General features: G+C 74.1%; 27 protein-coding genes. 13 read left to right on the top strand and 14 right to left on the bottom strand.

The genetic code is table 11. The features are described 5' to 3' along the window. Positions 1 to 117 precede the first annotated feature (117 nt). Both mdlC and ACFPK1_RS04310 read right to left on the bottom strand, forming a co-directional pair. Entirely contained in the window at positions 118 to 1,731 is a 1,614-nt protein-coding gene (gene mdlC / locus ACFPK1_RS04315) for a benzoylformate decarboxylase (RefSeq protein ID WP_378019674.1), read from the bottom strand. A gap of 50 nt (positions 1,732 to 1,781) precedes the next feature. After that, positions 1,782 to 2,042 carry a hypothetical protein gene (locus ACFPK1_RS04310; RefSeq protein WP_378019673.1) on the bottom strand — a complete coding sequence of 87 codons (261 nt, stop codon included), beginning with the start codon at positions 2,040 to 2,042 and terminating at the stop codon, positions 1,782 to 1,784. A 144-nt stretch (positions 2,043 to 2,186) separates the two neighbouring features. On the opposite strand from ACFPK1_RS04310, the gene ACFPK1_RS04305 reads away from it, so the two are divergent. Continuing rightward, a complete protein-coding gene (locus tag ACFPK1_RS04305; protein WP_378019672.1) occupies positions 2,187 to 3,356 on the top strand; it encodes an epoxide hydrolase family protein in 1,170 nt (389 codons plus the stop codon). A gap of 52 nt (positions 3,357 to 3,408) precedes the next feature. Here ACFPK1_RS04305 and ACFPK1_RS04300 read toward each other — a convergent pair whose 3' ends face one another. Further along, positions 3,409 to 4,470 carry a zinc-binding dehydrogenase gene (locus ACFPK1_RS04300; protein WP_378019671.1) on the bottom strand — a complete coding sequence of 354 codons (1,062 nt, stop codon included), beginning with the start codon at positions 4,468 to 4,470 and terminating at the stop codon, positions 3,409 to 3,411. 80 nt (positions 4,471 to 4,550) lie between these two features. Here ACFPK1_RS04300 and ACFPK1_RS04295 point away from each other — a divergent pair, with 80 nt between their 5' ends. Continuing rightward, positions 4,551 to 5,117 carry a TetR/AcrR family transcriptional regulator gene (locus ACFPK1_RS04295; RefSeq protein WP_378019670.1) on the top strand — a complete coding sequence of 189 codons (567 nt, stop codon included), beginning with the start codon at positions 4,551 to 4,553 and terminating at the stop codon, positions 5,115 to 5,117. On the opposite strand, the gene ACFPK1_RS04290 is transcribed toward ACFPK1_RS04295, so the two are convergent. Continuing rightward, on the bottom strand, positions 5,110 to 6,420 hold the full coding sequence (locus ACFPK1_RS04290) for a DNA polymerase IV (RefSeq protein WP_378019669.1): 1,311 nt from the start codon (positions 6,418 to 6,420) through the stop codon (positions 5,110 to 5,112). The genes ACFPK1_RS04295 and ACFPK1_RS04290 overlap by 8 nt on opposite strands. A 4-nt stretch (positions 6,421 to 6,424) precedes the next feature. Continuing rightward, positions 6,425 to 6,889 (bottom strand): HAD family hydrolase, encoded by a 465-nt coding sequence (locus ACFPK1_RS04285; RefSeq protein ID WP_378019668.1) that lies wholly within the window; start codon positions 6,887 to 6,889, stop codon positions 6,425 to 6,427. A 55-nt stretch (positions 6,890 to 6,944) separates the two neighbouring features. On the opposite strand from ACFPK1_RS04285, the gene ACFPK1_RS04280 reads away from it, so the two are divergent. Next, the gene (locus ACFPK1_RS04280; RefSeq protein WP_378019667.1) at positions 6,945 to 7,157 is read left to right on the top strand and encodes a DUF2795 domain-containing protein; all 213 of its coding nucleotides are present in this window, start codon (positions 6,945 to 6,947) and stop codon (positions 7,155 to 7,157) included. An 84-nt stretch (positions 7,158 to 7,241) separates the two neighbouring features. On the opposite strand, the gene ACFPK1_RS04275 is transcribed toward ACFPK1_RS04280, so the two are convergent. Both ACFPK1_RS04275 and ACFPK1_RS04270 read right to left on the bottom strand, forming a co-directional pair. Then, complete coding sequence (locus ACFPK1_RS04275; protein WP_378019666.1) at positions 7,242 to 7,505, bottom strand: hypothetical protein; 264 nt, start codon at positions 7,503 to 7,505, stop codon at positions 7,242 to 7,244. Between the two features lie 77 nt (positions 7,506 to 7,582). Continuing rightward, positions 7,583 to 7,825, bottom strand: a complete 243-nt coding sequence (locus ACFPK1_RS04270; protein ID WP_378019665.1) for a hypothetical protein — start codon at positions 7,823 to 7,825, stop codon at positions 7,583 to 7,585. Positions 7,826 to 8,023: 198 nt separating this feature from the next. Between ACFPK1_RS04270 and ACFPK1_RS04265 the strand changes: the two genes are divergently transcribed. After that, a complete protein-coding gene (locus ACFPK1_RS04265; protein WP_378019664.1) occupies positions 8,024 to 8,770 on the top strand; it encodes a class I SAM-dependent methyltransferase in 747 nt (248 codons plus the stop codon). Here ACFPK1_RS04265 and ACFPK1_RS04260 read toward each other — a convergent pair whose 3' ends face one another. After that, positions 8,771 to 9,070, bottom strand: a complete 300-nt coding sequence (locus ACFPK1_RS04260; RefSeq protein WP_378019663.1) for a hypothetical protein — start codon at positions 9,068 to 9,070, stop codon at positions 8,771 to 8,773. Between the two features lie 208 nt (positions 9,071 to 9,278). Between ACFPK1_RS04260 and ACFPK1_RS04255 the strand changes: the two genes are divergently transcribed. The 3 genes from ACFPK1_RS04255 to ACFPK1_RS04245 all read left to right on the top strand — a co-directional run bounded on the left by ACFPK1_RS04255 (position 9,279) and on the right by ACFPK1_RS04245 (position 13,193). Next, a complete protein-coding gene (locus ACFPK1_RS04255) occupies positions 9,279 to 10,643 on the top strand; it encodes an FAD-dependent oxidoreductase (protein ID WP_378019662.1) in 1,365 nt (454 codons plus the stop codon). Between the two features lie 162 nt (positions 10,644 to 10,805). After that, positions 10,806 to 11,702 (top strand): AurF N-oxygenase family protein, encoded by an 897-nt coding sequence (locus ACFPK1_RS04250; RefSeq protein ID WP_378019661.1) that lies wholly within the window; start codon positions 10,806 to 10,808, stop codon positions 11,700 to 11,702. Positions 11,703 to 11,711: 9 nt separating this feature from the next. Beyond that, complete coding sequence (locus ACFPK1_RS04245; RefSeq protein ID WP_378019660.1) at positions 11,712 to 13,193, top strand: FAD-dependent oxidoreductase; 1,482 nt, start codon at positions 11,712 to 11,714, stop codon at positions 13,191 to 13,193. A 45-nt stretch (positions 13,194 to 13,238) separates the two neighbouring features. On the opposite strand, the gene ACFPK1_RS04240 is transcribed toward ACFPK1_RS04245, so the two are convergent. From ACFPK1_RS04240 to ACFPK1_RS04230, 3 genes are read right to left on the bottom strand one after another with little or no spacing between them, the layout of a single operon-like run. Continuing rightward, complete coding sequence (locus tag ACFPK1_RS04240; protein ID WP_378019659.1) at positions 13,239 to 13,790, bottom strand: hypothetical protein; 552 nt, start codon at positions 13,788 to 13,790, stop codon at positions 13,239 to 13,241. Continuing rightward, a complete protein-coding gene (locus tag ACFPK1_RS04235; RefSeq protein ID WP_378019658.1) occupies positions 13,790 to 14,146 on the bottom strand; it encodes a DUF4873 domain-containing protein in 357 nt (118 codons plus the stop codon). Before ACFPK1_RS04235 ends, ACFPK1_RS04240 begins: the two co-directional genes overlap by 1 nt. Next, the gene (locus ACFPK1_RS04230) at positions 14,143 to 14,940 is read right to left on the bottom strand and encodes a TetR family transcriptional regulator (RefSeq protein ID WP_378019657.1); all 798 of its coding nucleotides are present in this window, start codon (positions 14,938 to 14,940) and stop codon (positions 14,143 to 14,145) included. The genes ACFPK1_RS04235 and ACFPK1_RS04230 overlap by 4 nt, the downstream gene beginning before the upstream one ends. 109 nt (positions 14,941 to 15,049) lie before the next feature. Here ACFPK1_RS04230 and ACFPK1_RS04225 point away from each other — a divergent pair, with 109 nt between their 5' ends. Genes ACFPK1_RS04225 through ACFPK1_RS04215 form a run of 3 tightly spaced genes read left to right on the top strand, consistent with a single transcriptional unit; the run spans position 15,050 to position 18,510 of the window. Further along, on the top strand, positions 15,050 to 15,961 hold the full coding sequence (locus ACFPK1_RS04225; protein WP_378019656.1) for an AurF N-oxygenase family protein: 912 nt from the start codon (positions 15,050 to 15,052) through the stop codon (positions 15,959 to 15,961). Between the two features lie 28 nt (positions 15,962 to 15,989). Next, positions 15,990 to 16,970: an alpha/beta fold hydrolase gene (locus ACFPK1_RS04220; protein ID WP_378019655.1), complete on the top strand. Its 981-nt coding sequence runs from the start codon at positions 15,990 to 15,992 to the stop codon at positions 16,968 to 16,970. Beyond that, positions 16,957 to 18,510 (top strand): flavin-containing monooxygenase, encoded by a 1,554-nt coding sequence (locus ACFPK1_RS04215; protein WP_378019654.1) that lies wholly within the window; start codon positions 16,957 to 16,959, stop codon positions 18,508 to 18,510. The genes ACFPK1_RS04220 and ACFPK1_RS04215 overlap by 14 nt, the downstream gene beginning before the upstream one ends. A gap of 172 nt (positions 18,511 to 18,682) precedes the next feature. On the opposite strand, the gene ACFPK1_RS04210 is transcribed toward ACFPK1_RS04215, so the two are convergent. After that, complete coding sequence (locus ACFPK1_RS04210) at positions 18,683 to 19,561, bottom strand: acyl-CoA thioesterase (RefSeq protein ID WP_378019653.1); 879 nt, start codon at positions 19,559 to 19,561, stop codon at positions 18,683 to 18,685. A 437-nt stretch (positions 19,562 to 19,998) separates the two neighbouring features. Between ACFPK1_RS04210 and ACFPK1_RS04205 the strand changes: the two genes are divergently transcribed. The 3 genes from ACFPK1_RS04205 (at position 19,999) to ACFPK1_RS04195 (ending at position 21,396) form a co-directional block, all read left to right on the top strand. After that, positions 19,999 to 20,328 carry a hypothetical protein gene (locus ACFPK1_RS04205; protein ID WP_378019652.1) on the top strand — a complete coding sequence of 110 codons (330 nt, stop codon included), beginning with the start codon at positions 19,999 to 20,001 and terminating at the stop codon, positions 20,326 to 20,328. A 110-nt stretch (positions 20,329 to 20,438) separates the two neighbouring features. Then, the gene (locus ACFPK1_RS04200) at positions 20,439 to 20,897 is read left to right on the top strand and encodes a hypothetical protein (RefSeq protein ID WP_378019651.1); all 459 of its coding nucleotides are present in this window, start codon (positions 20,439 to 20,441) and stop codon (positions 20,895 to 20,897) included. 208 nt (positions 20,898 to 21,105) lie between these two features. Then, a complete protein-coding gene (locus ACFPK1_RS04195; RefSeq protein ID WP_378019650.1) occupies positions 21,106 to 21,396 on the top strand; it encodes a hypothetical protein in 291 nt (96 codons plus the stop codon). Between the two features lie 67 nt (positions 21,397 to 21,463). Here ACFPK1_RS04195 and ACFPK1_RS04190 read toward each other — a convergent pair whose 3' ends face one another. Beyond that, positions 21,464 to 23,203, bottom strand: coding sequence for an MFS transporter (locus ACFPK1_RS04190; protein ID WP_378019649.1), 1,740 nt, complete (start codon positions 23,201 to 23,203; stop codon positions 21,464 to 21,466). Further along, entirely contained in the window at positions 23,200 to 23,643 is a 444-nt protein-coding gene (locus ACFPK1_RS04185) for a MarR family winged helix-turn-helix transcriptional regulator (protein WP_378019648.1), read from the bottom strand. Before ACFPK1_RS04185 ends, ACFPK1_RS04190 begins: the two co-directional genes overlap by 4 nt. Positions 23,644 to 23,663 lie beyond the last annotated feature (20 nt).

Raw genomic sequence — 23,663 nt, 5'->3', positions numbered from 1 at the left:
CCGTTCGGCGGACGCCATCGCGACGCTACGCCGGGGGTCCGACACGGCTCTTGTCGATTTCGGTGCTCGGTGACCGCCGCCATGGCGACCACGATCGGACCTCGAGGAAGGTCGAGGTCAAGACGACGACGGCGGCACCGGCACGTGCACCAGCCGCGGCCCCGGCCCGGCGAACCCGCGGCGCACGGCCGCGCGCAGCTCCTCGACGCTGCCGACGCTCTCGGCCGGGACGCCGTAGGCCTGCGCGAGCGCGAGGTGGTCGATCGCGGGCAGGTCGAGCCCGGGCACCTTCGGCGTCTGCTCGCGCGACGCGAACCACTTGAGGATCGCGTACTCGCGGTTGTCCAGGACGAGCACGGTGACCGGGACCTGCAGCGCCGCCGCGGTCGCGAGCGCCTGCACGGAGTACTGCAGCGAGCCGTCGCCGATCGCGGCGAGCACCGGGCGCGACGGCTCCGCGAGCCCCACGCCGACCGCGGCCGGGAGCCCGAAGCCCAGCCCGCCCGAGGCGGTGAAGTACGAGCTGCCCGGCCGGCTGACGGGCAGGCGCGCCTGCTGCGTGCCGCGGTGCGACGGCGCCTCGCTGACGAGCACGCCGTCCTCGGGCCACTCCTGCGCGAGGACGCTGAACACCTCCTCGGCGCTGAGCCGCCCGTCGCCGCCCGACCGCGGCGCCGCGAGCGCCGCCGGCCGGGGCGCCGCCGCCCGGTCGGACGGGCCCGGGCCGACGCGCTCGAGCAGCGCCCGCAGCGTGAGCGCGGGGTCGGCCACGACCGCGTCGCCCATCGGCGCCCGGGTGGCCTGGTCGGCGTCGGCGGTGACGTGCAGCAGCCGCGTGCCCGCGGGCAGGAAGGGCCCGGGCACGTACGGGTAGTAGCGGAACACCGCGGCGCCGATCACCAGGACGACGTCGAAGGGCTCGAGCGCCTGCGCGAGCGGGGCGATCGCCATCGGCAGCGCGCCCTGGAACTGCGGGTGGTCGGTGGGGAAGCCGACGCGACCCTCGACCGGCGGGGCGAACACGGCGGCGCCCGTGCGCTCGGCGAGCGCGACCGCGTCGTGGAAGCCGCCGGTGGCGTCGACGTCGCCGCCGACGACCAGCGCCGGCGCGCGGGCGCCGTCGAGGGCCAGGGCGAGGGCGTCGAGTCCGACCGGGTCGGGCGCGGCGCGCTGGTGCACCCGGCGGGCGGTGACGAGGTCGGTCGCCTCGGTGGTCGGGTCGAGCTCGGCGGACCAGTCGTCCATCGGGATCGACACGAACACCGGGCCCCACGGCGGGGTGCTCGCGGCGTGGATCGCACGGGCCAGCACGGCGGGGACGTCCTGCGGGCGGGCCGGTTCGAGGGAGAGCTTCACCGTTGGGCGCGGCAGCGTCGTCGCGTCCGGGTTGGTGAGCAGCGCCTCGAGGTTGAGCATGGGCCGGACCTGCTGTCCGGCGGTGACGACCAGCGGCGCGCCGTTGGCGGCCGCGTTGACCAGGGCCCCGATCGCGTTGCCCACGCCGGGCGCGGTGTGCAGGTTGACCAGTGCGGGACGCCCGGTGGCCTGGGCGTAGCCGTCGGCCATGCCCACGACCGCGGCCTCCTGCAGGCCGAGCACGTAGCGGAAGTCGTCGGGGAGCTCGGAGAGCATGGGGAGCTCGGTGGACCCCGGGTTGCCGAACACGGTCGTCATGCCGTGGGCCCGGAACACCTCGAGCGAGGCCTCCCGAACGGTGCGTCCCGTCGCCATCCGCGTGCTCTCCCGTCCGTCGACACCGGTGTCCGACGGACGTGTACCCCTCAGCGGGGACTGTGGAGCCGCGAGATGCGAATGACCACGTCCGGCAGGCCGTCGCCGTCGAACTCGCTGCGCATCTCCTCCGCCCGGATGGTCGCCTCGACGCCCTCGTACGGTCCGTGCGCGTCGAGCTCACCGGTCTCCGGGTCGAACACCAGCACGACGTAACCGTCGCACTCGTCCAGGTCCGCCGCCGCCGCGAGCAGAGCCGCCGATCGATCGTTCAGCACGCTGATCACCTCCACCTCGTGCATCGCCACCATGGGGCCCCGTGTGACACCTCGACGCGAAGTTGGCTCGTTCGGGTCACGAAGACCAGCCGTCGGCGTGTCGAGTCGCCATGCGTTCGGACCTGTTGATCGGGATCGTTCGGCGGGCCCGCCCGCGGATGGATACGGTGCGGTCTCGTGGCCGCTGACGCACCCGTTCCTGCCGGGAATCCGTCGAACGAGGTCGTGCCGTTCGTCCTCGACGTCCCCGAGGAGCAACTCACTGACCTGCGCGAACGCCTCCGCCGCGTCCGACTGCCGGAGCCGGCCACCGATCCCGGGCAGGGCATCGGGCTGGACGCGGTGACCGAGCTGTGCCGCGCGTGGCTCGAGGAGCACGACTGGCGCCGGGTCGAGGACGAGCTCAACCGACACGGTCAGTTCCGCACCGCGATCGATGGTCTCGGCATCCACTTCCTGCACGTTCGGTCACCGCGAAGTGACGCACAGCCACTGCTCGTCACCCACGGGTGGCCCGGGTCCGTGATCGAGTTCCTGGACGTCCTCGACGCCCTGACCGACCCCGGGGACGACACCCTGCCGGCCTTCCACGTGGTCGCGCCGTCGCTGCCCGGCTACGGGTTCAGCGACAAGCCGACCGAGGCCGGCTGGGGCGTCGACCGCATCGCCGACGCCTGGGCCGCGCTGATGTCACGCCTCGGCTACGACCGCTTCCTCGCCCAGGGCGGCGACTGGGGCGCGATGATCACCACGGCGCTCGCCGTCCGTCACCCCGACCGCGTGGCGATGATGCACACGACGATGCCCCGCGCCGCGCGCCCCGAGGGCTTCGACGACGCGCAGCTCGACGAGACCGAGCGGCGCTGGCTCGCCCAGAGCGAGGAGTTCCGCAAGCTCGGGTCGGGCTACTCGGCCCAGCAGCGCACCCGGCCCCAGACGCTGGGCTACGGGCTCGTCGACTCCCCGGCCGGCCAGCTCGCGTGGGTCGCCGAGAAGTTCGTCGCCTGGACCGACGGCGACGGCTTCGGCGGCGTGCCGCGCGACCGCGTGCTCGACAACGCGACGATCTACTGGCTGACCGGGTCCGGGGCGTCGTCGGCGCGCCTGTACTGGGAGAGCTTCGGCGGCGTCGACGTCACTGCGCCCGTCACCGTCCCGAGTGCCGTGTCGTACTTCCCCGCCGAGATGGTCAAGCTGCCCCGCGCCTGGGTCGAGGCGCGCTACACCGACCTGCGGCACTGGAACGCGCTGCCCAGCGGCGGCCACTTCGCCTCGCTCGAGGTCCCCCGCGACTTCGTCGACGAGCTGCGCGCCGCCTTCGCGCACGCGCCGTCCGGGCTCGCCTGAGTCGCAGCGAACGGGCGGTTCGCTGCTTCTACGCGCGCGAAGTCCCCGTTGATCACGGCACGACGACGATCTTGCCGACGTAGCCCGAGGCCGCGAACTCCTCCTGCGCGGCGTGGATGTCGGCGAGGGCGTAGCGGGCGGCGATGCGCGGGCGGACGCGGCCCGCGACCGCGTCGGCGACGAGCTCGGCGAAGTACGCCGGGGTGTGCATCGACGACCCGACCAGGGCGACGTTGTGCAGGTAGAGCCGGCGCAGGTCGAGGTCCACGGTGTGGCCGCCGATCGCCCCGGCGATCACCCAGCGGCCGCCGTCGCGGATGCGGTCGAGCAGGGCGGGCAGCAGCGGCCCGCCGACGACGTCGACGACGGCGTCGAGGGGGCTGCCGGCGGCGTCCGCCACGGCGTCGGCCACCGCCCGCGGCTCCGCGCCGCGCAGCACCACGTCCGCCGCGCCGGCCTCGCGCAGCGCCTCCTCCTTGCCCGGCGCGGTGAGCGCGACGACGCGCGCTCCCCGGGCCGTGGCGAGCTGCACGGCGGCGAGCCCCACGCCGCCGGAGGCTCCCGTCACCAGCACGGTCTCGCCCGCCCCGATCCGGCCGCGCGCGAGCATCCCGGCCGCCGTGCCGTAGGCGACGGGGAGGCAGGCGAGCTCCTCGTCGGTCAGCGGGGAGGCGCCGACGTCGTGGGCGCGCTCGTCGAGGCAGACGACGTACTGCGCGAAGCCGCCGTCGGCCTCGCTGCCGAGCAGCCCGATCGGGCCGGCGTCGGGGCCGTCGCCGTCGTAGAACGCGTTGTCGACGACGACCCTCCGCCCGGACCGCGCCGCGTCGACACCCTCGCCCAGCGCGACGATCTCGCCGGCGATGTCGCCGCCCTGGATGCGCGGGAAGGTGATCGGGCCCCGCCAGCCGGCGAGGGCGTCCGGGTCGCCGGGCAGCCCGTAGGCGCCGCGACGGGTCCAGAGGTCGGTGTTGTTCAGCGCGGCCGCGGTGACGCGCACCAGCACCTCGCCCCGCTCGGGCCGGGGCACCGGCACGGTCCGCAGTTCGAGCGCCTCCGGCCCGCCGTGCCGGGTCAGCACCGCGGCCTGCATCGCGTCCGGGATGGTCGACATGGCTCCTCCGACTTCACAGGTCTGTGAACTCCGGCGACCGCAGAGTATGTTCACAGACCTGTGAAGGCAAGGGAGGTCCGATGACGGCACTGACCCCCGGGGCGCGGCGCATCCTCGACGTCGCCTCGGAGCTCTTCTACGCGCACGGGATCCACGCGGTCGGGGTGGACACGATCGCCGCGGAGTCCGGCGTCACCAAGCGCACGCTCTACGACCGCTTCGGCTCCAAGGACGCGCTCGTCGCGGCGTACCTGGCGGCGCGCGACGAGCGCTGGCGCGCGCGGGTGACCGCGGCGGTCGAGGCGGAGAACGAGCCGGTGCGCCGCGCGCTGGCGCCGTTCGCGGTGCTGGCGGAGTGGGTCTCCGAGGCCCCGTCCCGGGGCTGCGCGTTCGTCAACGCCTTCGCCGAGCTCGACGAGCCCGACCACCCGGCCCGGGCCGTCATCGAGGACGAGAAGCGCTGGCTGCGCGCACTCTTCGCCGCAGAGCTCGCCCGGGCGGGCGTCGCCGACCCGGACGCGCTGGCGCTGCAGCTGCTCGTCCTGCACGAGGGCGCGCTGGTGACCCACGCCGTCGCCGCGGCGCCCGGGGCACCGGCCGCGACGGAGGGTGCGGCGCGGCTGCTGGTGGCGGCCGCGCTCAGCTGAGGCTGTCCACGGGGTCGGCGCGGGTCAGGGCCGGGTCGTCGGCGCGGAAGGTGCGCGCGCGTCCCGGCCCGCTGCTCGCGGTCTCGAAGCGCACGGTGACCCGGCCGTGCCCGCTGCCCTGCACCCAGCCGTGGCCGTGCTCGGGGTGGGCGACGTCGTCGCCGGTGCGCCACTCGCGGCTCGGGGCCGGCTCGGGGTCGCTCTCGGGCTCGGGTGCCGGCGCCGGCGCGGCGACCGGCGCCGGCGTGCCGGGGAACAGCGCCTCCTGCACCGCGGTCGTGAGCCCGGAGAACGACACGCCGACCAGGCGCACGCCGGCGTCGGGGAGGGCGGCGACGGCGAGGCGCTGGGCGGTGTCGGTGAGCGTGGCGAGGTCGGTGGTGGCGTCGGCGTGGGTCTCGGCGCGGCTCGTGGTGCCGAACGAGGCGCTGCGGATCTTCACGCTGACCGTGCGCGCGGCCCGGTGCGAGGCGACCAGGCGGCGGTGGGCGCCCTCGGCCAGCTCGGCGACCGCGGTGCGGACGGCGTCGAGGTTCGACAGGTCCTCGTCGAACGTGGTCTCCGCGCTGACCTGCTTGGCCTCGCCCCGCTCGACCAGCGGGCGGTCGTCGAGCCCGCGGGCCAGGCGGTGCAGCCCGGTGCCGACGGCGGAGCCGAGCAGCCCGGTGACGTCGGTGGCGTCCATGGCGGCCAGCGCGGCGACGGTCTCGACGCCGCTGCGGTGCAGGGTGGCCTCGGCGACCGGCCCGATCCCCCACAGCGCGCGCACCGGCAAGGGGTCGAGCAGCGCCCGCTCGCCGCCCTGGACCACGACGTGGACGCCGTCCGGCTTGGCCAGCCCGGAGGCGATCTTGGCGACCTGCTTGCCCGACCCCGCGCCGACCGACACCGCGAGCCCCGTGACCGCGCGGACCTCCGCCCGCAGCTTCTCGGCGAAGGCGCGCACGTCGTCGGCGTCCGCGTCGGCGAGGGCCTCGGGCTCGGCGAAGGTCTCGTCGTAGGCGATCTGCTCGAGCACCGGCGCCCACGCCCGCACGACGCCGAAGAAGCGCTCGGAGAGCACGCGGTAGAGCGCGGTGCGCGGGGGCAGCGCGGTGGCGTGCGGGCACAGCCGGCGCGCCTGCCCCATCGGCATCGCCGACCGGGCGCCGGACACCTTCGCCTCGCCGCTCGCGCCGGCCACGATCCCGCGCGGGCCGAGGCCGCCGACGAGCACCGGGCGCCCGCGCAGCGTCGGGCGGGTCAGCTGCTCCGCGGACGCGAAGAACGAGTCGAGGTCGAGGTGCAGGACCCAGCGGGGCACGGGTTCAGGATGCCCCGAGCGCCCACAGCTCGTCCGGGCGATGCAGCACCGCCGTGGCCCCGGCCGCGCGCAGGGCGTCCTCGCGCGCCCCGCTCCAGGCCACGCCGACGGGCACGAGGCCGTGCGCGACCGCCGCCGCCATGTCACCGGGGGCGTCGCCCAGCATCGGGGTGCCGGGCGCCGCGACGGTGAGGCCGAGCCCGAGCAGCGCCTCGCCGACCACCGCCTCCTTGCCCTCGAAGCGTCCGTCGACCCCGCGCCCGGCGACGGCGGCGAAGCACCCGCGGAGGCCGAGGTCGTCGAGGACGCGGCGCGCCACCGCGGTGCTCGCCGACGTGGCCACCGCCAGGTCGACCCCGGCGGCGTGCAGCCCCTCGACCAGCGCGACCACCCCGGGCGCCGGGCGCGAGGTGCCGGGGAGCGTCAGCGTGCCGTCGAGGTCGAACACGACGGCGGGGAACGGGGCCACGAATCGTGAGTGTGTCGGGTGGTTGTCCGGCGGGTCCGGTGGGGACCCGCGACCCATGGGTTACGACGTCACGCAGGTACAGAAGTCGCTCGCCGGTTTCGACTACCCGGGCGGCCCCCAAGAGCTGGCCGACCACGCGAGCTCGAACGGCGCCGACCAGCAGCTGGTCGACACCATCAAGGGCCTCGACAAGGACCAGTTCGACGGCCCGAACGCGGTCATGGCGAAGCTCGGCGAGGCCGGTGTCCTCGGCGGCAGCAGCAGCTGAGGGCCCTCACCCGCACGGCGAAACGAACGGCGCCGTCGCTGCTCGCGAGGCAGCGACGGCGCCGTTCTCTCGTCCCTGGCCGCGTCAGCGCGGCAGCGTCGGCAGCCCCCGCTTGACCATGTCCCGGGCACCCTCGAGCGTCCCGTCGCCGACCCAGGTGTTGGGGTCGAGCTGGGAGAGGTTCCAGCCGCCCGGGCGCACGCGGGTGCCGTAGAGGAACGTGTCCTTGTTCTCGACCCACTGGATCTCGTAGTCGATCGGATCGGGTCCGTGCGAGCTCCAGCGCCACGCGGCGCCGGACCCCCGCGACGTCTCGTGGAGCTCGACGCCGTCCACCTCGATGGCCATGCCCACCCCTTCGCGGCCCGGTGAGGGCCGATCGGAGCAGGAATCTACCGGCCGTCCGGCCCTACCAGCACGCCCGCTCAGGCGGCGGTGGCGGGAGCCCACCCCTCCCGGGTGAGAGCACCGACGATGCGCACGGCCTCGCGCCGGTGCGCGTCGGGACGGTGGGCGGTCCAGCTCCACTGCGCGCACTCGGCGTGCAGGAGGTGACAGACGACAGTGATCGCGTGCTCCCGGGCGTCGGCCGGGACGTCGGCGTGCGGTGGACGCGTGCCCGGCCGCATCAGCTGGGCGACGGGCGAGTGAGCGGGTACGGCGCTCATGACGGACCTCCCTGCGGCGGCCGGAGGTCTCCGGCCGGCCCGGGTCGTGCGCAGCGGCGACGTCGACGCGTGACCTGACCCCACCGAGAGTGACCGACGCCGGACCCCCGGCCAACAGCAGGGGGAGCCAGGCCACACGCTCCGGACGGGGACGTTCGCCACAGCGGCGGAGCCGCCGGTCCCGGCATGATGCTCCGCATGGCCACAGCAGAGCAGCCCACGGCCGGGTGGAGCGTCGAGCTCGACACGACCCCGGGGCGCCGCCAGGCGCAGGAGGAGTTCGTCCTGCACCACCCCGACGGCACCGACGAGCGGATCACGCTGCACGACTACGCCCGGGTGTACGCCGTCCCCGGGCTCTACGAGGAGGTCGTGCAGCGCCGCCTCGAGTGCGCGTCACCCGAGACGCTGGCCGCCGCCCTGGTGGAGGCCGCGTCGACCGAGGGACGCGACCCCGCCGAGCTGCGGACCTTCGACCTCGGCGCGGGCAACGGCGTCGTCGGCGACGAGCTGCGCGCGCGGGGCGTCACCGTCGTCGCGGGCGCCGACGGCATCCCGGAGGCCCGCGACGCCGCGCACCGCGACCGGCCCGGGCTCTACCAGCACTATCTCGTCGGCGAGCGCCTCGACGTCGACCAGGTGACGACGATGGTCGGTGAGGAGCGCCTGACCGCCCTCGTCGCGGCCGGCGCGGTCGGCGAGGGCCACGTGCCCGTCGACTCGCTGGCGCAGCTGTGGGACGCGTTCCCGCCCGGGTCGTTCCTCGCGCTGACCCTGGCCGGCGGCGAGAAGGACCACGACATCACCGACGTCGAGGCGATGCTCGAGGCCACCAGCGAGTCCGCGCACCGGACCCGCACGCTCGTGCGGCGCAGCTTCCGCCATCGCCGGAGCATGGCCGGCCACGACCTGACCTATCTGGTCCTGGTCGCCGTCAAGGACTGACTAGCTCGCGCCGCCGCGCACCAGCACCAGCCGCGGCCGGATCGACGGCGGCGTCACCGCGGGGCGGCTCGGCTGCGGGCCGGGCCGCGTCCCGGGGTGCGGGCTGCGCCGCGGACGGCGGGTCCGCCCGCTGCCGACGAGCCCGACGAGCTCGTTGACGAGGTCGTCGGCGAGCTCCTCGGACAGGACGTCCGCGCACGCTCCTCCGATGGCGTAGTCGTCGAGCACGTCCCGACCGTGGCGCCAGGGCGCGCCACCGGCCGGTGCGTCGTCGAGCGCGCCGTGCTCGTCGCTGATCATCGCCGGCGACGTTAGCCCTGGTGACGCCGCGATCTCGCGCTCGATGAGCCCATGGAGTGACCACTCGACCGAGGCGTGATCGAGCCACGCCCCGACTCGGGATCACCTGTCCGGCGGCGTGTCGCGCCCGGCGTGGCGAGTGGCGACCGTGTTCGGCAGGGCGTGACGGATGGGTGCGGCCTGCGTCCGGGTGGGCCACGATGATCCGGTGGAGAATCACACGACGCGACCCCACCACGTCGCCGTCGTCGGTTCCGGGCCGTCGGGGTTCTACGCCGCGGCCGCGTTGCTCGACGCGGAACCCGACGTCCGGGTGGACATGTTCGACCGGCTGGCCACGCCCTGGGGGCTGGTGCGCGCGGGGGTGGCGCCGGACCACCCGAAGATCAAGTCCGTGTCGTCCCAGTACGACAAGACGGCCGCCCGCGAGGGGTTCCGGTTCTTCGGGCACGTCTGTCTCGGCGAGGACATCACCCGCGACGAGCTGCTCGAGCGGTACGACGCGATCATCTACGCGGTCGGCTCGCAGACCGAGCGCCGCCTGGGCATCCCCGGCGAGGACCTGCCCGGCAGCATCGCCTCGGTCGACTTCGTCGGTTGGTACAACGGCCACCCCGACTACGTCGACCTCGCGCCCGCGCTGGACACCGAGCGTGCCGTCGTGATCGGCGCCGGCAACGTCGCTCTCGACGTCGCCCGCATGCTCCTGCTCCCCGAGGCCGACCTGCGCGCCACCGACACCGCCGACCACGCCCTCGACGCCCTCGTCGGCTCGAGCGTGCGCGAGGCGGTGATCTGCGGGCGGCGCGGTCCGCGCGAGGCCGCCTTCACCACCACCGAGCTGCGCGAGCTCACCGACATCGACGATCTCGCCGTCGTCGCGGACCCCGGGCAGGTCCCCGCCGACATCGCCGACGACGACACCCTCCCCAAGGCCACCCGCCGCAACCTGGAGATCCTGCGCGGGTTCGCCGCGCACGAGCCCGACCCGGGCGCGCGCCACCGCATGGAGTTCCGCTTCTACCGCTCGCCGGTGGAGATCCGCGGCGACGGGCGCGTCGAGGAGATCGTGCTGGGCGTCAACCGCCTCGAGACCGGCGAGGACGGCCGCACACGCGCCGTCGACACCGGCGAGCGCGAGACCGTCCCCACCGGCCTGGTGCTGCGCGCGGTGGGCTACCGCGGACTGGCCCTGCCCGGCGTCCCGTTCGACGACGACACCGGCACCGTCCCGCACACCGAGGGCCGCATCGACGGTGACGACCACCGGCGCGAGTACGTCGTCGGGTGGATCAAGCGCGGGCCCAGCGGGATCATCGGCACCAACAAGAAGGACGCCAACGAGACCGTCCGCCACCTGGTCGCCGACCTCGCCGAGCGGGAGCCGGTCGACCGTCCCGCGGACCACGGCGAGTCCGTCGAGACCTGGCTGCGCGACCGCTGCCCCGACCTCGTCGACCAGGCCGGCTGGCAGGCGATCGACGCCCACGAGCGCGGCCGCGGCGAGCCCGACGGGCGCCCGCGCGTCAAGGTCGTCGACCGCGAGGAGCTGCTGAAGCTCTCCCGCCCCTAGTCACGTGAGCGAACTTCGGGGCCATAGCCCCGAAGTTCGCTCACGTGACGGGCACCTCCGTGATCGCGGCCACACCACTCTCGGGCCGGACATGCTGTTACCGCTACCTTGGGTATCACTTACCTCAGGTAACGGTGACCCGAAGTCCGACTTGGAGGAACCATGACGACCGCGGAGCACAGCACGCACCGTGCGGACGTCGCCACACGGCTGCTCGACTCGTCCGACCAGCTCTCCTACGACCCCCTGCAGGAGGTCGACTGGGACGGCGAGCTCGACCCGCGCCACCACGGCGCGTCCCCGGAGTGGAGCACGCTCTTCGGCACCGCCTACTGGGACGAGATGACCGAGGAGCAGCGCGCGGCGCTGACCCGCCAGGAGGCGGCGTCGGTCGCGAGCACCGGCATCTGGTTCGAGATGATCCTGCAGCAGATGATCATCCGGGACTTCTACGCGAAGGACCCGACCGACCCGGCGTTCCAGTGGGCGCTCACCGAGATCGCCGACGAGTGCCGGCACTCGATCATGTTCGCCCGCGGCGCGAAGAAGCTCGGTGCGCCCGCGTACCGGCCGCCGCGCCACGTCATCGAGGGCGGGCGCGTCTTCAAGACACTCGCGAAGGGCGAGGCCGCCTACGCCGCGATTCTCGTGGCCGAGGAGGTCCTCGACGTCATGCAGCGCGACTGGATGCGCGACGACCGCGTCGCCCCGTTCGCGCGCACGATCAACAACATCCACGTGGTCGAGGAGGCGCGCCACATGCGCTTCGCCCGCGAGGAGACCCTCGAGCGCCTGCAGGGTGCGAGCGCGGCGCGGCGGCAGTTCAACGCGCTGGTCGTCGCCTTCGCCGGCTACTTCATCGTCACGAGCATGTGGAGCGGCAAGGTCTACGAGAACGCGGGCCTCGACCCGAAGCGCGCCCGCCGGGAGGCGCGGCGCAACCAGAACCACCGCGCGCTGCTGCGCTCGAGCTGCGCCGGGCTCATGGAGTTCCTCGACTCCGCGGGGCTGCTGACGCGTCCGGCCCGGGCGCTCTACCGCGCCGCGCACGTGCTCTAGGCGCCCGCCGTGCCGTACGCGATCACCCAGCTGTGCTGCACGGACGCCTCGTGCGTCGCGGCCTGCCCGGTCAACTGCATCCACCCGACGCCCGACGAGCCCGACTTCGGGACGACGGACATGCTCTACGTCGACCCGCGGACGTGCATCGACTGCGGGGCGTGCGCCGAGGCGTGCCCGGTCGACGCGGTGCTGCCCGTCGAGACGCTGACCGGCGCGCTCGCCGACTACCCGGCGATCAACGCCGAGTACTTCGCCGGCACCGAGCCCGCCGCCCCGGCGGCGGGCTCGCCGCTGTTCCACGACTGGGGCCCGGTGCGGTTCGACCGGGTGCTGCCGGCCGACTTCCCGCGCCTCGACGTGGCCGTGGTCGGCAGCGGTCCGGCCGGGATGTACACGGTGCAGGACCTGCTGCTGCACACCACGGCGCGCGTGACGCTCTACGACCGGCTGCCGGTCACCGGCGGGCTGGTCAACTTCGGCGTCGCGCCCGACCACGCCGACACCAAGCGGATCGGCGAGTCGTTCTCCCGCTACCTCGGCCACCACCGCCTGCGGCTGCGTCTCGACACCGAGGTGGGCCAGGACGTGGGCGTCGACGAGCTGGCGGCGCGGCACGACGCGGTGATCTACGCGGTGGGCGCGCCGACCGCGCGCGCCCTGGGCGTGCCCGGCGAGGAGCTGGCCGGTCACCTGCCCTCGACCACCGTGGTCGGCTGGTACAACGGCCACCCCGAGATCGACGCTGACGCCGTCCCGCTCGACACCGAACGGGTCGCGGTCGTCGGCACGGGCAACGTCGCGCTCGACATCGCCCGGATCCTCGCCGCCGACCCGTCGACCCTGTCCGGGTCCGCGATCGCCCCCGGCGCCCTCGAGCGGCTGCGGGTGAGCCGGGTGCGCGAGGTGGTGCTGCTCGGGCGCCGCGGCCCGGAGCACGCCGCCTACACCCGCGGCGAGCTGCACGCGCTGCGGCGCCGCGACGACCTCGAGGTGATCGTCGACGACCACGACCCGCGTGTGGCCGCGGCGATCGACGCGGCGGCGCCCGGCGAGCACGCGGCCCTGCTGCAGGGCGTGCCGCGATCCTCCGACGTGCCGGCGGGCGACGGGCGGCGACGGGTCGTCCTGCGCTTCCACGCGCCCACCGAGGCCCTGCTCGGCGACGACCGCGTGACGGCCGTGCGCGCCGGCGGCGCCGACCTGCCGGCGGGGCTCGTGGTGCGCGCGATCGGGCACCGGGGCCGGCCGACCGACGGGCTGCCGTTCGACGAGGCGACCGGGACGATCCCGCACCACGCCGGGCGCGTGGACGGGCGGCCGGGGACCTACGTGGTGGGCTGGATCAAGCGCGGCCCCGGCGGCGGGATCGGCGTCAACCGCCGCGACGCCGCCGAGACCGTGGCGTCGCTGATCGAGGACGGCAAGGACCACGTCATCGGCGCCCGTCCCCGCCGCGCGAACCTCCTGCGCCGCCTGACCTCCATGTGAGCGAACTTCGGGGCTATAGCCCCGAAGTTCGCTCACATACTCCGGTCAGGCCACCGCGATCCGGCACTCGGCGACGGCCTCGGGCGTCGCGAGCACCGTGGAGACGTAGACGCCGACGTGGTGACGGATCTCGGCATCGAGGTCGCCGAGCCGGCGCAGGAACACGCCGCCGACCCCGCGCGTGCGGACGTCGGCGTCGATGTCCTCGGGCCGCACGGGATCGACGTCGATCTCCACCGCGCCCGCGGCCGCGCGACCGGTGAGCCCGACGCGCACCACGAGGTCGACCTCGGCCGGGATGTGCCGCGAGCCCACCACGACGGTGACGTCGAGCTCCACCGGCACGCACACGACGACCCGCGTGAGCCCGTCGCGCCACGCGGTCAGGCGTCCCACCGACCCGTGCGCCGACGCGGTCGCCATGTCGTGCGGGCCGGCCGGCACGGGGCCGAAGGACACCGTGGGCCCGATGAGCCCGGCGATGACGTCGACCGCGCGCTGCGGCGACGCCACGGCCAGGACCGTGTCGAGGTCGAGCCCGTACGCCGCGGCCTCGCGCTCCGCGACGTCCCGGCCCTCCTCGCCGAGGGCCGCCATCAGCCGGCCGTCTCGAGCTCGCCCGCCGACTCCACGGCGAACGGGGGCGTCGACGTCCCCGCGAGCCGGTAGCGGCCCCAGGGGTCGACGTCGGAGAGCTCGCCGTCGGCCGCGCCCACCGGGGTGGTGACGCGCGCCGGGCGCTTCCTCCCGCCCAGTGCCGCGTGCAGCTCCTCGTGGGCCGCGACGCGCCCGTACCAGTGGTACCGGCCGTCGAGGGGTTCGAAGTGACCGACGAGGGTGACCTCGACGGCGTACTCGACGTCGTCGACCACCAGGGTCGCCGGGCCGGTCCAGCCGTCCTCGTCGTGCTCGTGCTGCGTGCCGTCGTGCTCGGGTGCTGCCACCGGCGTCATCGCTCCGGGCTCCTCACTGCTCGACTGGAACTTCCACCGACACGACCGTCGCCCGACGCGGCCGCCGGACCCCGGTCGCTGCCCGCTCGCAGCTGGACCACCTTGTTGATCTCGAGCGGGACGTTGGGGTCGATCGTGACGCCGTGCTGGCGCGCGAAGCCGTCGATGGCCGCCCACACGAGCGTCGTCAGGTACTCGACGACCGACTCGCGGCTCATGGACTGCCGGTCGAGCCACCACTCCGCGGTGTTCTGGACGAAGCCGACGACGCCGTACGCCCAGGGTTCGGCGGGCCCGGAGTCGAGACCGAAGGCGCGCAGGTAGTCGCCGAGCATCGCCGACAGCGCGGTCGCGATGATCTCCTTGTCCTCGCGCACCACGTCGGGGCCGCGGCCGTCGATCGGCGTGTGCCGCGCCAGCACCCAGTACAGGTTCGGGTAGTCGTCGAGCGTCCCGAAGAACGCGTCGATCGACTTGCGGATGCGCGGGAGCGGCGCCTCCTCGCTGTTCAGCGCCGGGATCAGCCGGTCGAGCAGGATCTCCGTGGCGCGCTCGCCCATCGCCTCGACGAGGTCGGCCTTGTCGGAGAAGTGCCGGTAGAGCACCGGCTTGGTGACGCCGGCCTCGACGGCCACCTGCTCGATCCCGAAGTCGGGACCGACGTCGGCGAGCACCCGCATCGCGGCCTCGACGAACTCCGCGCGGCGCTGCGCCCGGTGCTTCTCCCAGCGCGTGCGACGCCCGTCACGCGAGGGGGCGTTCCCGGGGCGGTTCGGCTTGACATCGTCCGGCACGGGTCCGCACGCTACCACTGGTTACAGTTACCAGCGGTAAGACGTACACCGGGTGCGGGTTACCGGATGTACGGGACACACACAGCGGCGACCGGGAGGACACCCAGCCATGAGCGCGCCCACGGCGGAACCGAAGCACGCCGACCGCCACGCGACGGCCGAGCGGCTCCTCAAGTCGTCCGCGAAGAAGTCGTACGACCCCTCGGTCGACATCGACTGGGACGCCCCGCTGCCCGCCGACAAGATCTGGGTGCCGGAGCACCGGGTGTCGCTCTACGGCACCGAGCTCTGGGAGCGGCTGACCCCCGAGCAGCGCGTCGAGCTGGGCAAGCACGAGGCGTGCAGCGTCGCCTCGGTGGGCCTGTGGTTCGAGGTCCTGCTCATGCAGCGCCTGCTCAAGGACTTCTACGCCGAGGACCCGACGACGCCGCGGGCGCAGTACGCGCTCACCGAGGTCGCCGACGAGTGCCGGCACTCGCAGATGTTCGCCCGCATGGTGCGCACCGCGGGCGTCGAGCCCTACGGGCCGCAGGAGAAGATCCGCCAGCTCGGCAAGCTGTTCTCGGTGATCAGCTGGGGCCCGGCGGCCTACGGCGCGATCCTCGTCGCCGAGGAGGTGCTCGACCGGCTGCAGCGCGAGCAGGCGAACGACGAGCACATCCAGCCGCTCATGCGCCAGGTCAACCGCATCCACATCATGGAGGAGGCGCGCCACGTCTCCTTCGCCCGCGACGAGGTCACGCGCGGGATGGCGGAGCTCTCGGGGCCCGAGAAGGCCTACCAGCGCTTCATCATCGCCTACGTCTCGATGTTCGTGGTCCGCAGCCTGATCAATCCGAAGGTCTACGCGTCGGTCGGCATCGACCCCGCCGAGGGCCGCCGCGCCGCGCTGGGGAACCCCCACCACCGGGAGATGATCCGCTGGGCCGGCGAGAAGATCATGCCGTTCCTCGACGAGGCCGGCCTGGTCGGCCGTCCGGGCATGACCTGGTGGCGCCGGTCGTTCCTCCTGGGGGACTGAGGACAGCGGGGACGAGAGGAGCGCGGCGGTGAGGGAACGGGTCGACCGCTTCACGGCGCCCGACGGCACGCGACTGCGCGTGGCCGACTCGGGTGACGGGCCGGGCCCGACGCTCGTGCTGGTGCACGGGTGGTCGCAGGACCTGCGGACCTGGGACCGGGTCGTCGACGACCTGCGCCGCACCGGCGTGACGTCGCGCGTCCTGCGCTACGACCACCGCGGCCACGGCGGCTCCGACAACGCCGCGCCGGGCACCGCGACGATCGGCACCGCCGCCGACGACCTCGCCGCGCTCCTGCGGGAGCGCGTCCCCGACGGCCCGCTCGTGCTCGCCGGCCACTCCATGGGGGGCATGACGCTCATGGCCCTGGCCGAGCGTCATCCCGAGCTGGTGGCACAGCGGGTCGTCGGGGTCGCCTTCGTCGCCACCGCGAGCGACGACATGGACCGCCTCGACCTCGGGCTGCCGGGGCGGCGCGGCCGGCTCGTGGCCCGCGGCGAGCACCTGCTCGTCCCGCTCACCGCCCGGCTCGGCCACCGCGCGCCGGCCGGCGAGATCGGCGACGTCGGGCGGGCGGGGAGCGCGCGTCCACGGGCCCGGGCGGCGGCGCTGTCCGGGGTGGTGCGCGCGCTGGTCTTCGGGCGCCACCCCCGGCGCGCCGATGTCCTCTCGGTCGCCGAGCAGGCGCTGGCCGCGCACCCGCCGAGCGTGGCGGCGTTCCGGTACTCGATCGGCGAGCACCGGCGCCGCGGCGCCCTGGACGCCCTGCGGGGCACGCCGACCGTCGTCCTCGTCGGCGACCACGACCGGCTGTGCCCGCAGCGCCACGCCCGCGCGATCGCGTCGTCGCTGCCGGACGCGCGGATCGTGCTGCTGCCCGGCGCCGGCCACATGATCAACCTGGAGCGGGCGGACGAGGTCGCGGCGCACATCGCCGGGCTGCTGGACGCGCCCGCGCCCGTCACTGACGTGATCCCGCAGGAGGAGACTGCCCGTGTCGGCGTCTGACCAGGTCCACGAGGTCCTCGTCGTCGGGTCCGGCTTCGCCGGGCTGGGTCAGCTGCTCGCGCTGCGCCGCGCCGGGATCACCGACGTCGTGCTGCTCGAGAAGGCCGACTCGCTCGGGGGCACCTGGCGCGACAACACCTATCCCGGCTGCGCGTGCGACATCCCCTCGCACATGTACTCGCTGTCCAGCGACCCCAACCCCGACTGGTCGCGCTCGTACTCGCCACAGCCGGAGATCCGCGCGTACCTCGAGCGGGTCGCCGACGAGCACGACCTGCGCCGCCACGTCCGCTTCGGCCAGGAGCTGACCGGGACGACGTGGGACGAGGAGCGCCGCACGTGGACCGTGCACACCCGCGGCGGACGCGAGTGGACCGCGCGGTTCCTCGTCTTCGGGGTCGGCGCGCTGCACCTGCCGAAGACCCCCGACCTGCCCGGCGCCGCGTCGTTCGCCGGCCCGTCGTTCCACTCCGCCCGGTGGGACCACGACGTGGACCTGCGCGGCAAGAGGGTCGCGGTGATCGGCACCGGGGCCAGCGCGATCCAGTTCGTGCCGCAGATCGCCGGGGTCGCCGCCGAGGTGCAGCTCTACCAGCGCACGCCGGCGTGGGTGCTGCCGAAGGGCGACAGGCCGCTCTCCTCGCGGCGCCGCGCGTTCTTCGCCCGGCACCCGCGGGCGCACCGCGCGTACCGGGCCGCGGTGTACGCGGCACTCGAGTCGCGCGCGGTCGGCTTCCACACGAACCCGGCGCTGCTGCGGCCCGTCGAGTGGCTCGCGACCCAGCACATCAAGGCCTCGATCGACGACCCCGAGCTCGTCGCGAAGCTGACACCGGACTACTCGATCGGCTGCAAGCGGATCCTCGTCTCCAACGACTACTACCCCGCGCTCGCGCGCCCCGACGTCGACGTGATCACGAGCGGGGTGCGGGAGGTGCGCGGGTCGTCGATCGTCGACGGGGACGGCACCGAGCGCGACGTCGACGTGATCATCTACGGCACCGGCTTCCACGTCACCGACGCCTTCGACGGCCTGGAGGTCACCGGCCGTGGAGGGCGCACGCTGCGCGAGGTCTGGGCCGCCGAGGGCATGGCGACGCACCTGGGGATGACGGTCACCGACTTCCCCAACATGTTCTTCCTGCTCGGGCCCAACACCGGACTCGGGCACAACTCGGTGGTGTTCATGATCGAGTGCCAGACGCGCTACGTCGCGCAGGCGATCTCGACGGTGCACGCCACCGGCATGGGCGGGCTTGACGTGCGCGCCGAGGTGCAGCAGCGCTCCAACGCCGCTGTGCAGCGACGCCTGGACAAGGGCATCTGGACGCGCGGCGGGTGCACGAGCTGGTACCTCGACGCGGCCGGGGTGAACCGGACGATCTGGCCGGGCTTCACGGTGCGGTACTGGTGGGAGACGCGGCGCTTCGACCCCACCGACTTCGAGTTCTTCGGCCGCGCGGCCGACGCCGCGGACACCACGGAGGTCCCCGACGCCCCCGCCGCCACGCCCACCCCGATCCCCGCCCCCGTCGGCTGAGCGTGTTGTCAGCGTGGCGGCCACGCTGACGCTCAACGTCAGTTTCTCCACCAGCTCGATGCGGCGGTGATCGTGGCGGCTTTCCTGACGTCCAACGCCAGCGTGGCCGCCAGGCTGGAACACCCCGTCGAACGCCGGGCGGGCGGCACGTCCCTCGAGCACGGTCTGACGGTCACGCCCGCCGGCGCCGGATGAGCCCTTCCTGCACGACGGAGGCCACGAGCACGCCGTCCTGGGTGTAGAAGCGCCCGCTCGCGAGGCCGCGCCCGCCGCCGGCGCTCGGCGACTCCTGGACGTAGAGCAGCCACTCGTCGGCCCGGAACGGGCGGTGGAACCAGACGGCGTGGTCGAGGCTCGCGAGGCTGACCTCGCCGGAGGTCGCGCCCCCGACCACGTGCGGGAACACCGCCGCCTCGAGCAGCGTGAGGTCGCTCGCGTAGGTCAGGACGCAGACATGCAGCAGCCGCCCGCTCGCCGACTCGGGGTCGGGCAGCTCGCCGTCGGCGCGCACCCAGACACGGTTGGTGGGGTCGCGGTCGGCGGTCTCGTCCCAGGGCGAGTGGTCGACGTAGCGCACGTCGAGCGGCCAGGTCAGCGCCCGGCCCGTGGTGGTGAAGGCCGGCTCGTCGCGCGGCACGGGGGGCATGTCACGGCGGGGGAACCCGTCGGGCGCCGGGGTGTCGGGCATCGGGGCCTGGTGCTCCACGCCCTCCTCGGGGCGCTGGAACGACGCCGACATCGTGAAGATCGTTTCGCCGTGCTGGACGGCGGTGACGCGGCGGGTGGTGAAGGAACGCCCGTCGCGGGTGCGGTCGACCTCGTACACGATCGGGGCGAACGGGTCGCCGGGCCGCAGGAAGTACCCGTGGAGCGAGTGCACGTCGCGGTCCTCGTCGACGGTGCGTCCCGCGGCCACCATCGCCTGGCCGGCCACCTGGCCCCCGAAGACCCGCAGCAGCGACTCCCGAGGGCTGCGACCTCGGAAGATGTCGCGCTCGATGCGCTCGAGGTCGAGCACGTCGTCGACGAGCTCCCGCAGCGCCTGCCCCACGTCGCCTCCCGGTCCGGCCCTTGGACCCGGACATCGTCGCGCACGGACGGACCAGCGCGCGCAGGGGCGGACGGTCACCGTTCGCGTGCATGTCCGTCGCCACATCACGCCCCCCGTTCGAGCGGCGAGATCGGCGCTCCGCGCGCACCGAGACAAATCGTTGGGCCGTCCGAGTTTGCCGAGCACCCCGTTCGGGGCACGGGCACGCTGCTCGGTTCGGCCTCCGTAACCACTGTGCGTGACTGATTCCGGCCGTTTCGATTCTCTGCGTAACCGCGCCGTGACCCCCTCGTTGAGACCTGCGACGTCACCCCCGGGGCCGATCAAGCCCGGGGCGGTGACCGCTCGGGGACACACCGTCCGCGTCCCTGCCCGCCGCAGCGGGCGGACCCAACCGGTGGTCCCGCTCCCCCGACAAAGTTCTTCGAGGAGTCCACGTGATCAAGAAGCTGGGTGTCGTGACCGTCGGTGTGGCCGCCGGTCTCATGGTCGCCGCGCCGTTCGCCTCCGCCTCCGAGGGCCACCACGGCCACGACGGTGACCACAAGAGCTCCGGCTCCTGCAACATCAACGGCGGCAACGCCCAGGCCAACGGCGGCATCGAGGGCGACGCCCTCGCGGACGCCCTGGCCCAGGCCCCGGTGGGCGCCAACGCGCTCAACCTGGTCTGCAGCCAGGTCCTGAACGACAACCTCAGCGGCAACTCGGTCGACGTCGACATCGCGGGCGGGGTCCTCCCCGAGCTGCCCATCGGGCTGCCCTCCTGAAGTCCCTGACCGCGGCGGGTCATCGACGAGGTGACCCGCCGTCGGCGGTCGGTCGTGTCGACACGGACCGCCTCGCACTGACACAGCAGTACTGACTCACCCTCTGGGAGATGCGCGTGTTCAAGAAGGTCGGCATGGTCACCGTGGGCATCACGGCAGGTCTGCTCGCGGCGGCGCCGCTCGCGTCGGCCGGCGAGGCCCCGCACGACAGCGACCACAAGCACAGCCACGGTGACCACCACGGTGACCACCACGGCAAGAAGAAGCACGGCGGCGACGACTGCAACATCAACGGCGGCAACGCCCAGGCCAACGGCGGCATCGGTGGCGACGCCGCCGCCAACGCCCTGGCGCAGGCGCCGGTCGGCTCGAACATCGGCAACATCGTCTGCAGCGACATCCTCAACGACAACCTCAGCGGCAACAGCCTCTCGATCAGCGTCCTGGGTGACGACGACGAGGAGGAGACCGCCGACGAGGTGTCCGTCTCCGACGCGGGCGCGGACGCCGGCGAGGGGGCCGGCGAGGACGCCGACGGCGCGGTCTCCCAGGAGACCTTCGCTCTCTGAGCATCGCTCCACCCATGACGGCCCGGCCATCCGATCGGTGGCCGGGCCGTCGTGTTTCCGCAGGTGGATCGCCCGATCGGGGCCGATCGGCCCGTACCGGGTCACAAGAACATCACAAGCTCGTTGGGCCATCCGAGGCGTCGTGCCGCGCTCCTCGAATTCCCGGCGGCACCGCCCGACCATCCCCCGACATCCTCTGGAGTTCCTCGTGCTGAAGAAGCTGGGTCTCGTCACCATCGGCGTCTCCGCGGCCCTCGTGGCCGCCGCGCCGCTCGCGTCCGCCCACGAGTCGTCCGGCGGCGACTGCAACCTCGACACGGAGGCCGGCGACTACGGCGTCGAGCGCTGCAGCACGGTCGGCGAGGGCAACGGCCAGGGCAACCTGCTCAACGGCGTCGAGCTGCCCGCGCCGGACGCCCCCGAGCTGCCCGCGCTGCCGAACCTGGGCGAGCTCCTCGGCGAGCTCCCCGACCTGTCGAACGTGCCGATCCAGATCTGAGGTCGCACCCACGACGACGGGCCCGGTCCACCGCACGGTGGGCCGGGCCCGTTGCTGTGTCCGGGGGTCAGCGCGCGGCGGGCACCGAGGGCTCGGGAGTGTCAGCGGCGTGGCGTCGCTGACGTCCGGTGTCCGTATCGCCACGCGCTCGATCGGGAGCGGCGCCGTCCGGGACGACGACGACCGGGCAGGGGCCGTCGGTCCAGAGGGCGCGGTCGGCGCTCGGCGAGGTCAGCGCGGCGAGCGCGCCACCCCGCGGGCGCCCCACCACGACCGCGCGGGCGTCGAGGCGCCGGGCGACGGCGACGAGCTCGCCGCCCACGCCGTCGTGGCTCCCGACGGGGACGAGGGTCTCGGTGGTCACCGCCCCCCGCGGGCCGAGCGCCTCGCGGGCCGCGGCGACCGAGCGGTCGAGGTCGAGCCCGCCGACGTCGGAGGCGGCCGCGGCGTCGACCAGCGCGCACTCGGGCACGTGCACGACCACCAGCGGGGCGTCGAGCAGCTTCGCGCAGCGCCCGCCGGCCGCCGCGACCGCCGGGGCGTGCGGGGACTCGTCGACGGCGACGAGCACGGGCCGCGGCGCACCGCTCGGGGCCCCCTCCTCGGCAGCGACCACCACCTCGCCGGTCTCCACGCGGCGCAGCAGCCGGTGGGCGGTGGCGAGGACCAGGATGCCGATAGCGACCACGGCCGCCCCCACCCAGAACGGGGTGTCGGGCAGGAACGCCTCCGCGAGGAGCCCGGCGATCCACGGGGCGAGGCCGCCGCCGAGGAAGCGCACGAAGCTGTAGGACGCCGACGCGACGGGCCGTTCCACGGGCGCCACCGACATGACGGCCTGCGTGACCAGGGTGTTGTTCAGCCCGATCATGGCGCCGGCGACGATCACCGCGCCGATGACCACGCCCGGGGTGTCGTTCCAGAAGGCGATGACGCCCAGGTCGACCGCGAGCAGCCCCAGCACGAAGTACAGCACCCGCACCGTGCCGAACCGCCGCTCGAGCGCCGGCGCCACGAACACCGCGAAGATCGCGACGAGCACGCCCCACGCGGTGAACACGGCGCCGAGCTGCAGCTCGTCGAGCCCGCCCATCGAGTACGGCGAGTAGGCGAGCAGCGTGAAGAAGCCCCAGTTGTAGGCGAAGGCCGTGAGCGCGATCGTCGCGAGGCTGCGGTGGCGCAGCGCCTTGAGCGGGTCGAGCAGGCTGATCTTCTTGGCGGGCTTCGGCGTCCTGTCGAGCAGCACCAGGGTCGCGACCAGCGCGATCGCCATGAGCACCGCGACACCGAAGAACGGGGCGCGCCAGCTCACCGACCCGAGCAGGCCGCCGACGAGCGGGCCGAGCGCGATGCCGACGCCGAGCGCGGTCTCGTAGAGGATGATCGCGCCCGCGAAGCCGCCGCTGGCCGACGCGACGATCACCGCGAGCGAGGTCGCGATGAACAGGGCGTTGCCCAGCCCCCAACCGGCCCGGAAGCCGACGATCTCGCCGATCGACCCGGACGCCCCGGCGAGGGCGGCGAACACGACGATGATCGTCAGACCGGTCAGCAGCGTGGCCTTGGCGCCGATCCGGCTGGAGACCCAGCCGGTCACGAGCATCATCACCGCGGTGATCAGCAGGTAGCTGGTGAACAGCAGCGAGACCTGGGCCGGCGACGCCTGCAGCTGCGTGGCCAGGGCGGGGAGGATGGGATCGACCAGGCCGATGCCCATGAAGCTGATGACGCAGGCGAAGGCCACCGCCCAGACGGCCCTCGGCTGCCGGAACGGGCTGGCGGTGTCAGCGCTGTGTGCGGTGCTCACGACTCTCCTCGGGAGGGGTCGGTCCGGGTCAGGCGGGACAGCGCACCGGCGGCGGCCTCGACCGTGGCCCGGTCCTCGGGCCCGAGCTGGTCGAGCAGCGCGGCGAGGCGCGTCGCGCGGCGGGTCCGCCGGGCGAGCAGGACGTCACGACCCGCGTCGGTCAGCGTCACGATCACGGCGCGGCGGTCGGTGGGGTCGTCGCCGCGGATGGCGAGGCCGTCGCGCTCGAGGCGCGTGACCAGCGCGGTCATGCTCGGCTGGGTCACGCCCTCGCGCACGGCGAGGTCGGAGAGCCGCTGCGGCCCGTCGCGGTCGAGCGTGGCGAGCGTCGACGCCGTGGTCAGGCTGAGCTCACGGTCGGCCGTGGAGCGGATCGCCCACGCCGCGAAGGCGTCCAGCGCAGCGGCGGTGGCCAGGCGCGCGTCGGTCGGTGCGGTCACCCGACCGTTGTATCACCTAA

Source organism: Actinomycetospora rhizophila (genome assembly GCF_042657905.1).
GTDB lineage: Bacteria > Actinomycetota > Actinomycetes > Mycobacteriales > Pseudonocardiaceae > Actinomycetospora > Actinomycetospora rhizophila.
The sequence above is the reverse complement of the archived record's forward strand: the minus strand, read 5'-3'. Positions and strand labels throughout refer to the sequence as shown.

What these genes read in the sequence shown, in the direction of transcription:
- mdlC (WP_378019674.1), bottom strand. Translation starts at nt 1,731, where the DNA reads ATGGCGACGGGACGCACCGTTCGGGAGGCCTCGCTCGAGGTGTTCCGG.
- ACFPK1_RS04310 (WP_378019673.1), bottom strand. Translation starts at nt 2,042, where the DNA reads ATGGTGGCGATGCACGAGGTGGAGGTGATCAGCGTGCTGAACGATCGA.
- ACFPK1_RS04300 (WP_378019671.1), bottom strand. Translation starts at nt 4,470, where the DNA reads ATGTCGACCATCCCGGACGCGATGCAGGCCGCGGTGCTGACCCGGCAC.
- ACFPK1_RS04295 (WP_378019670.1), top strand. Translation starts at nt 4,551, where the DNA reads ATGACGGCACTGACCCCCGGGGCGCGGCGCATCCTCGACGTCGCCTCG.
- ACFPK1_RS04280 (WP_378019667.1), top strand. Translation starts at nt 6,945, where the DNA reads ATGGGTTACGACGTCACGCAGGTACAGAAGTCGCTCGCCGGTTTCGAC.
- ACFPK1_RS04275 (WP_378019666.1), bottom strand. Translation starts at nt 7,505, where the DNA reads ATGGCCATCGAGGTGGACGGCGTCGAGCTCCACGAGACGTCGCGGGGG.
- ACFPK1_RS04270 (WP_378019665.1), bottom strand. Translation starts at nt 7,825, where the DNA reads ATGAGCGCCGTACCCGCTCACTCGCCCGTCGCCCAGCTGATGCGGCCG.
- ACFPK1_RS04265 (WP_378019664.1), top strand. Translation starts at nt 8,024, where the DNA reads ATGGCCACAGCAGAGCAGCCCACGGCCGGGTGGAGCGTCGAGCTCGAC.
- ACFPK1_RS04260 (WP_378019663.1), bottom strand. Translation starts at nt 9,070, where the DNA reads ATGATCAGCGACGAGCACGGCGCGCTCGACGACGCACCGGCCGGTGGC.
- ACFPK1_RS04250 (WP_378019661.1), top strand. Translation starts at nt 10,806, where the DNA reads ATGACGACCGCGGAGCACAGCACGCACCGTGCGGACGTCGCCACACGG.
- ACFPK1_RS04240 (WP_378019659.1), bottom strand. Translation starts at nt 13,790, where the DNA reads ATGGCGGCCCTCGGCGAGGAGGGCCGGGACGTCGCGGAGCGCGAGGCC.
- ACFPK1_RS04235 (WP_378019658.1), bottom strand. Translation starts at nt 14,146, where the DNA reads ATGACGCCGGTGGCAGCACCCGAGCACGACGGCACGCAGCACGAGCAC.
- ACFPK1_RS04225 (WP_378019656.1), top strand. Translation starts at nt 15,050, where the DNA reads ATGAGCGCGCCCACGGCGGAACCGAAGCACGCCGACCGCCACGCGACG.
- ACFPK1_RS04200 (WP_378019651.1), top strand. Translation starts at nt 20,439, where the DNA reads ATGCGCGTGTTCAAGAAGGTCGGCATGGTCACCGTGGGCATCACGGCA.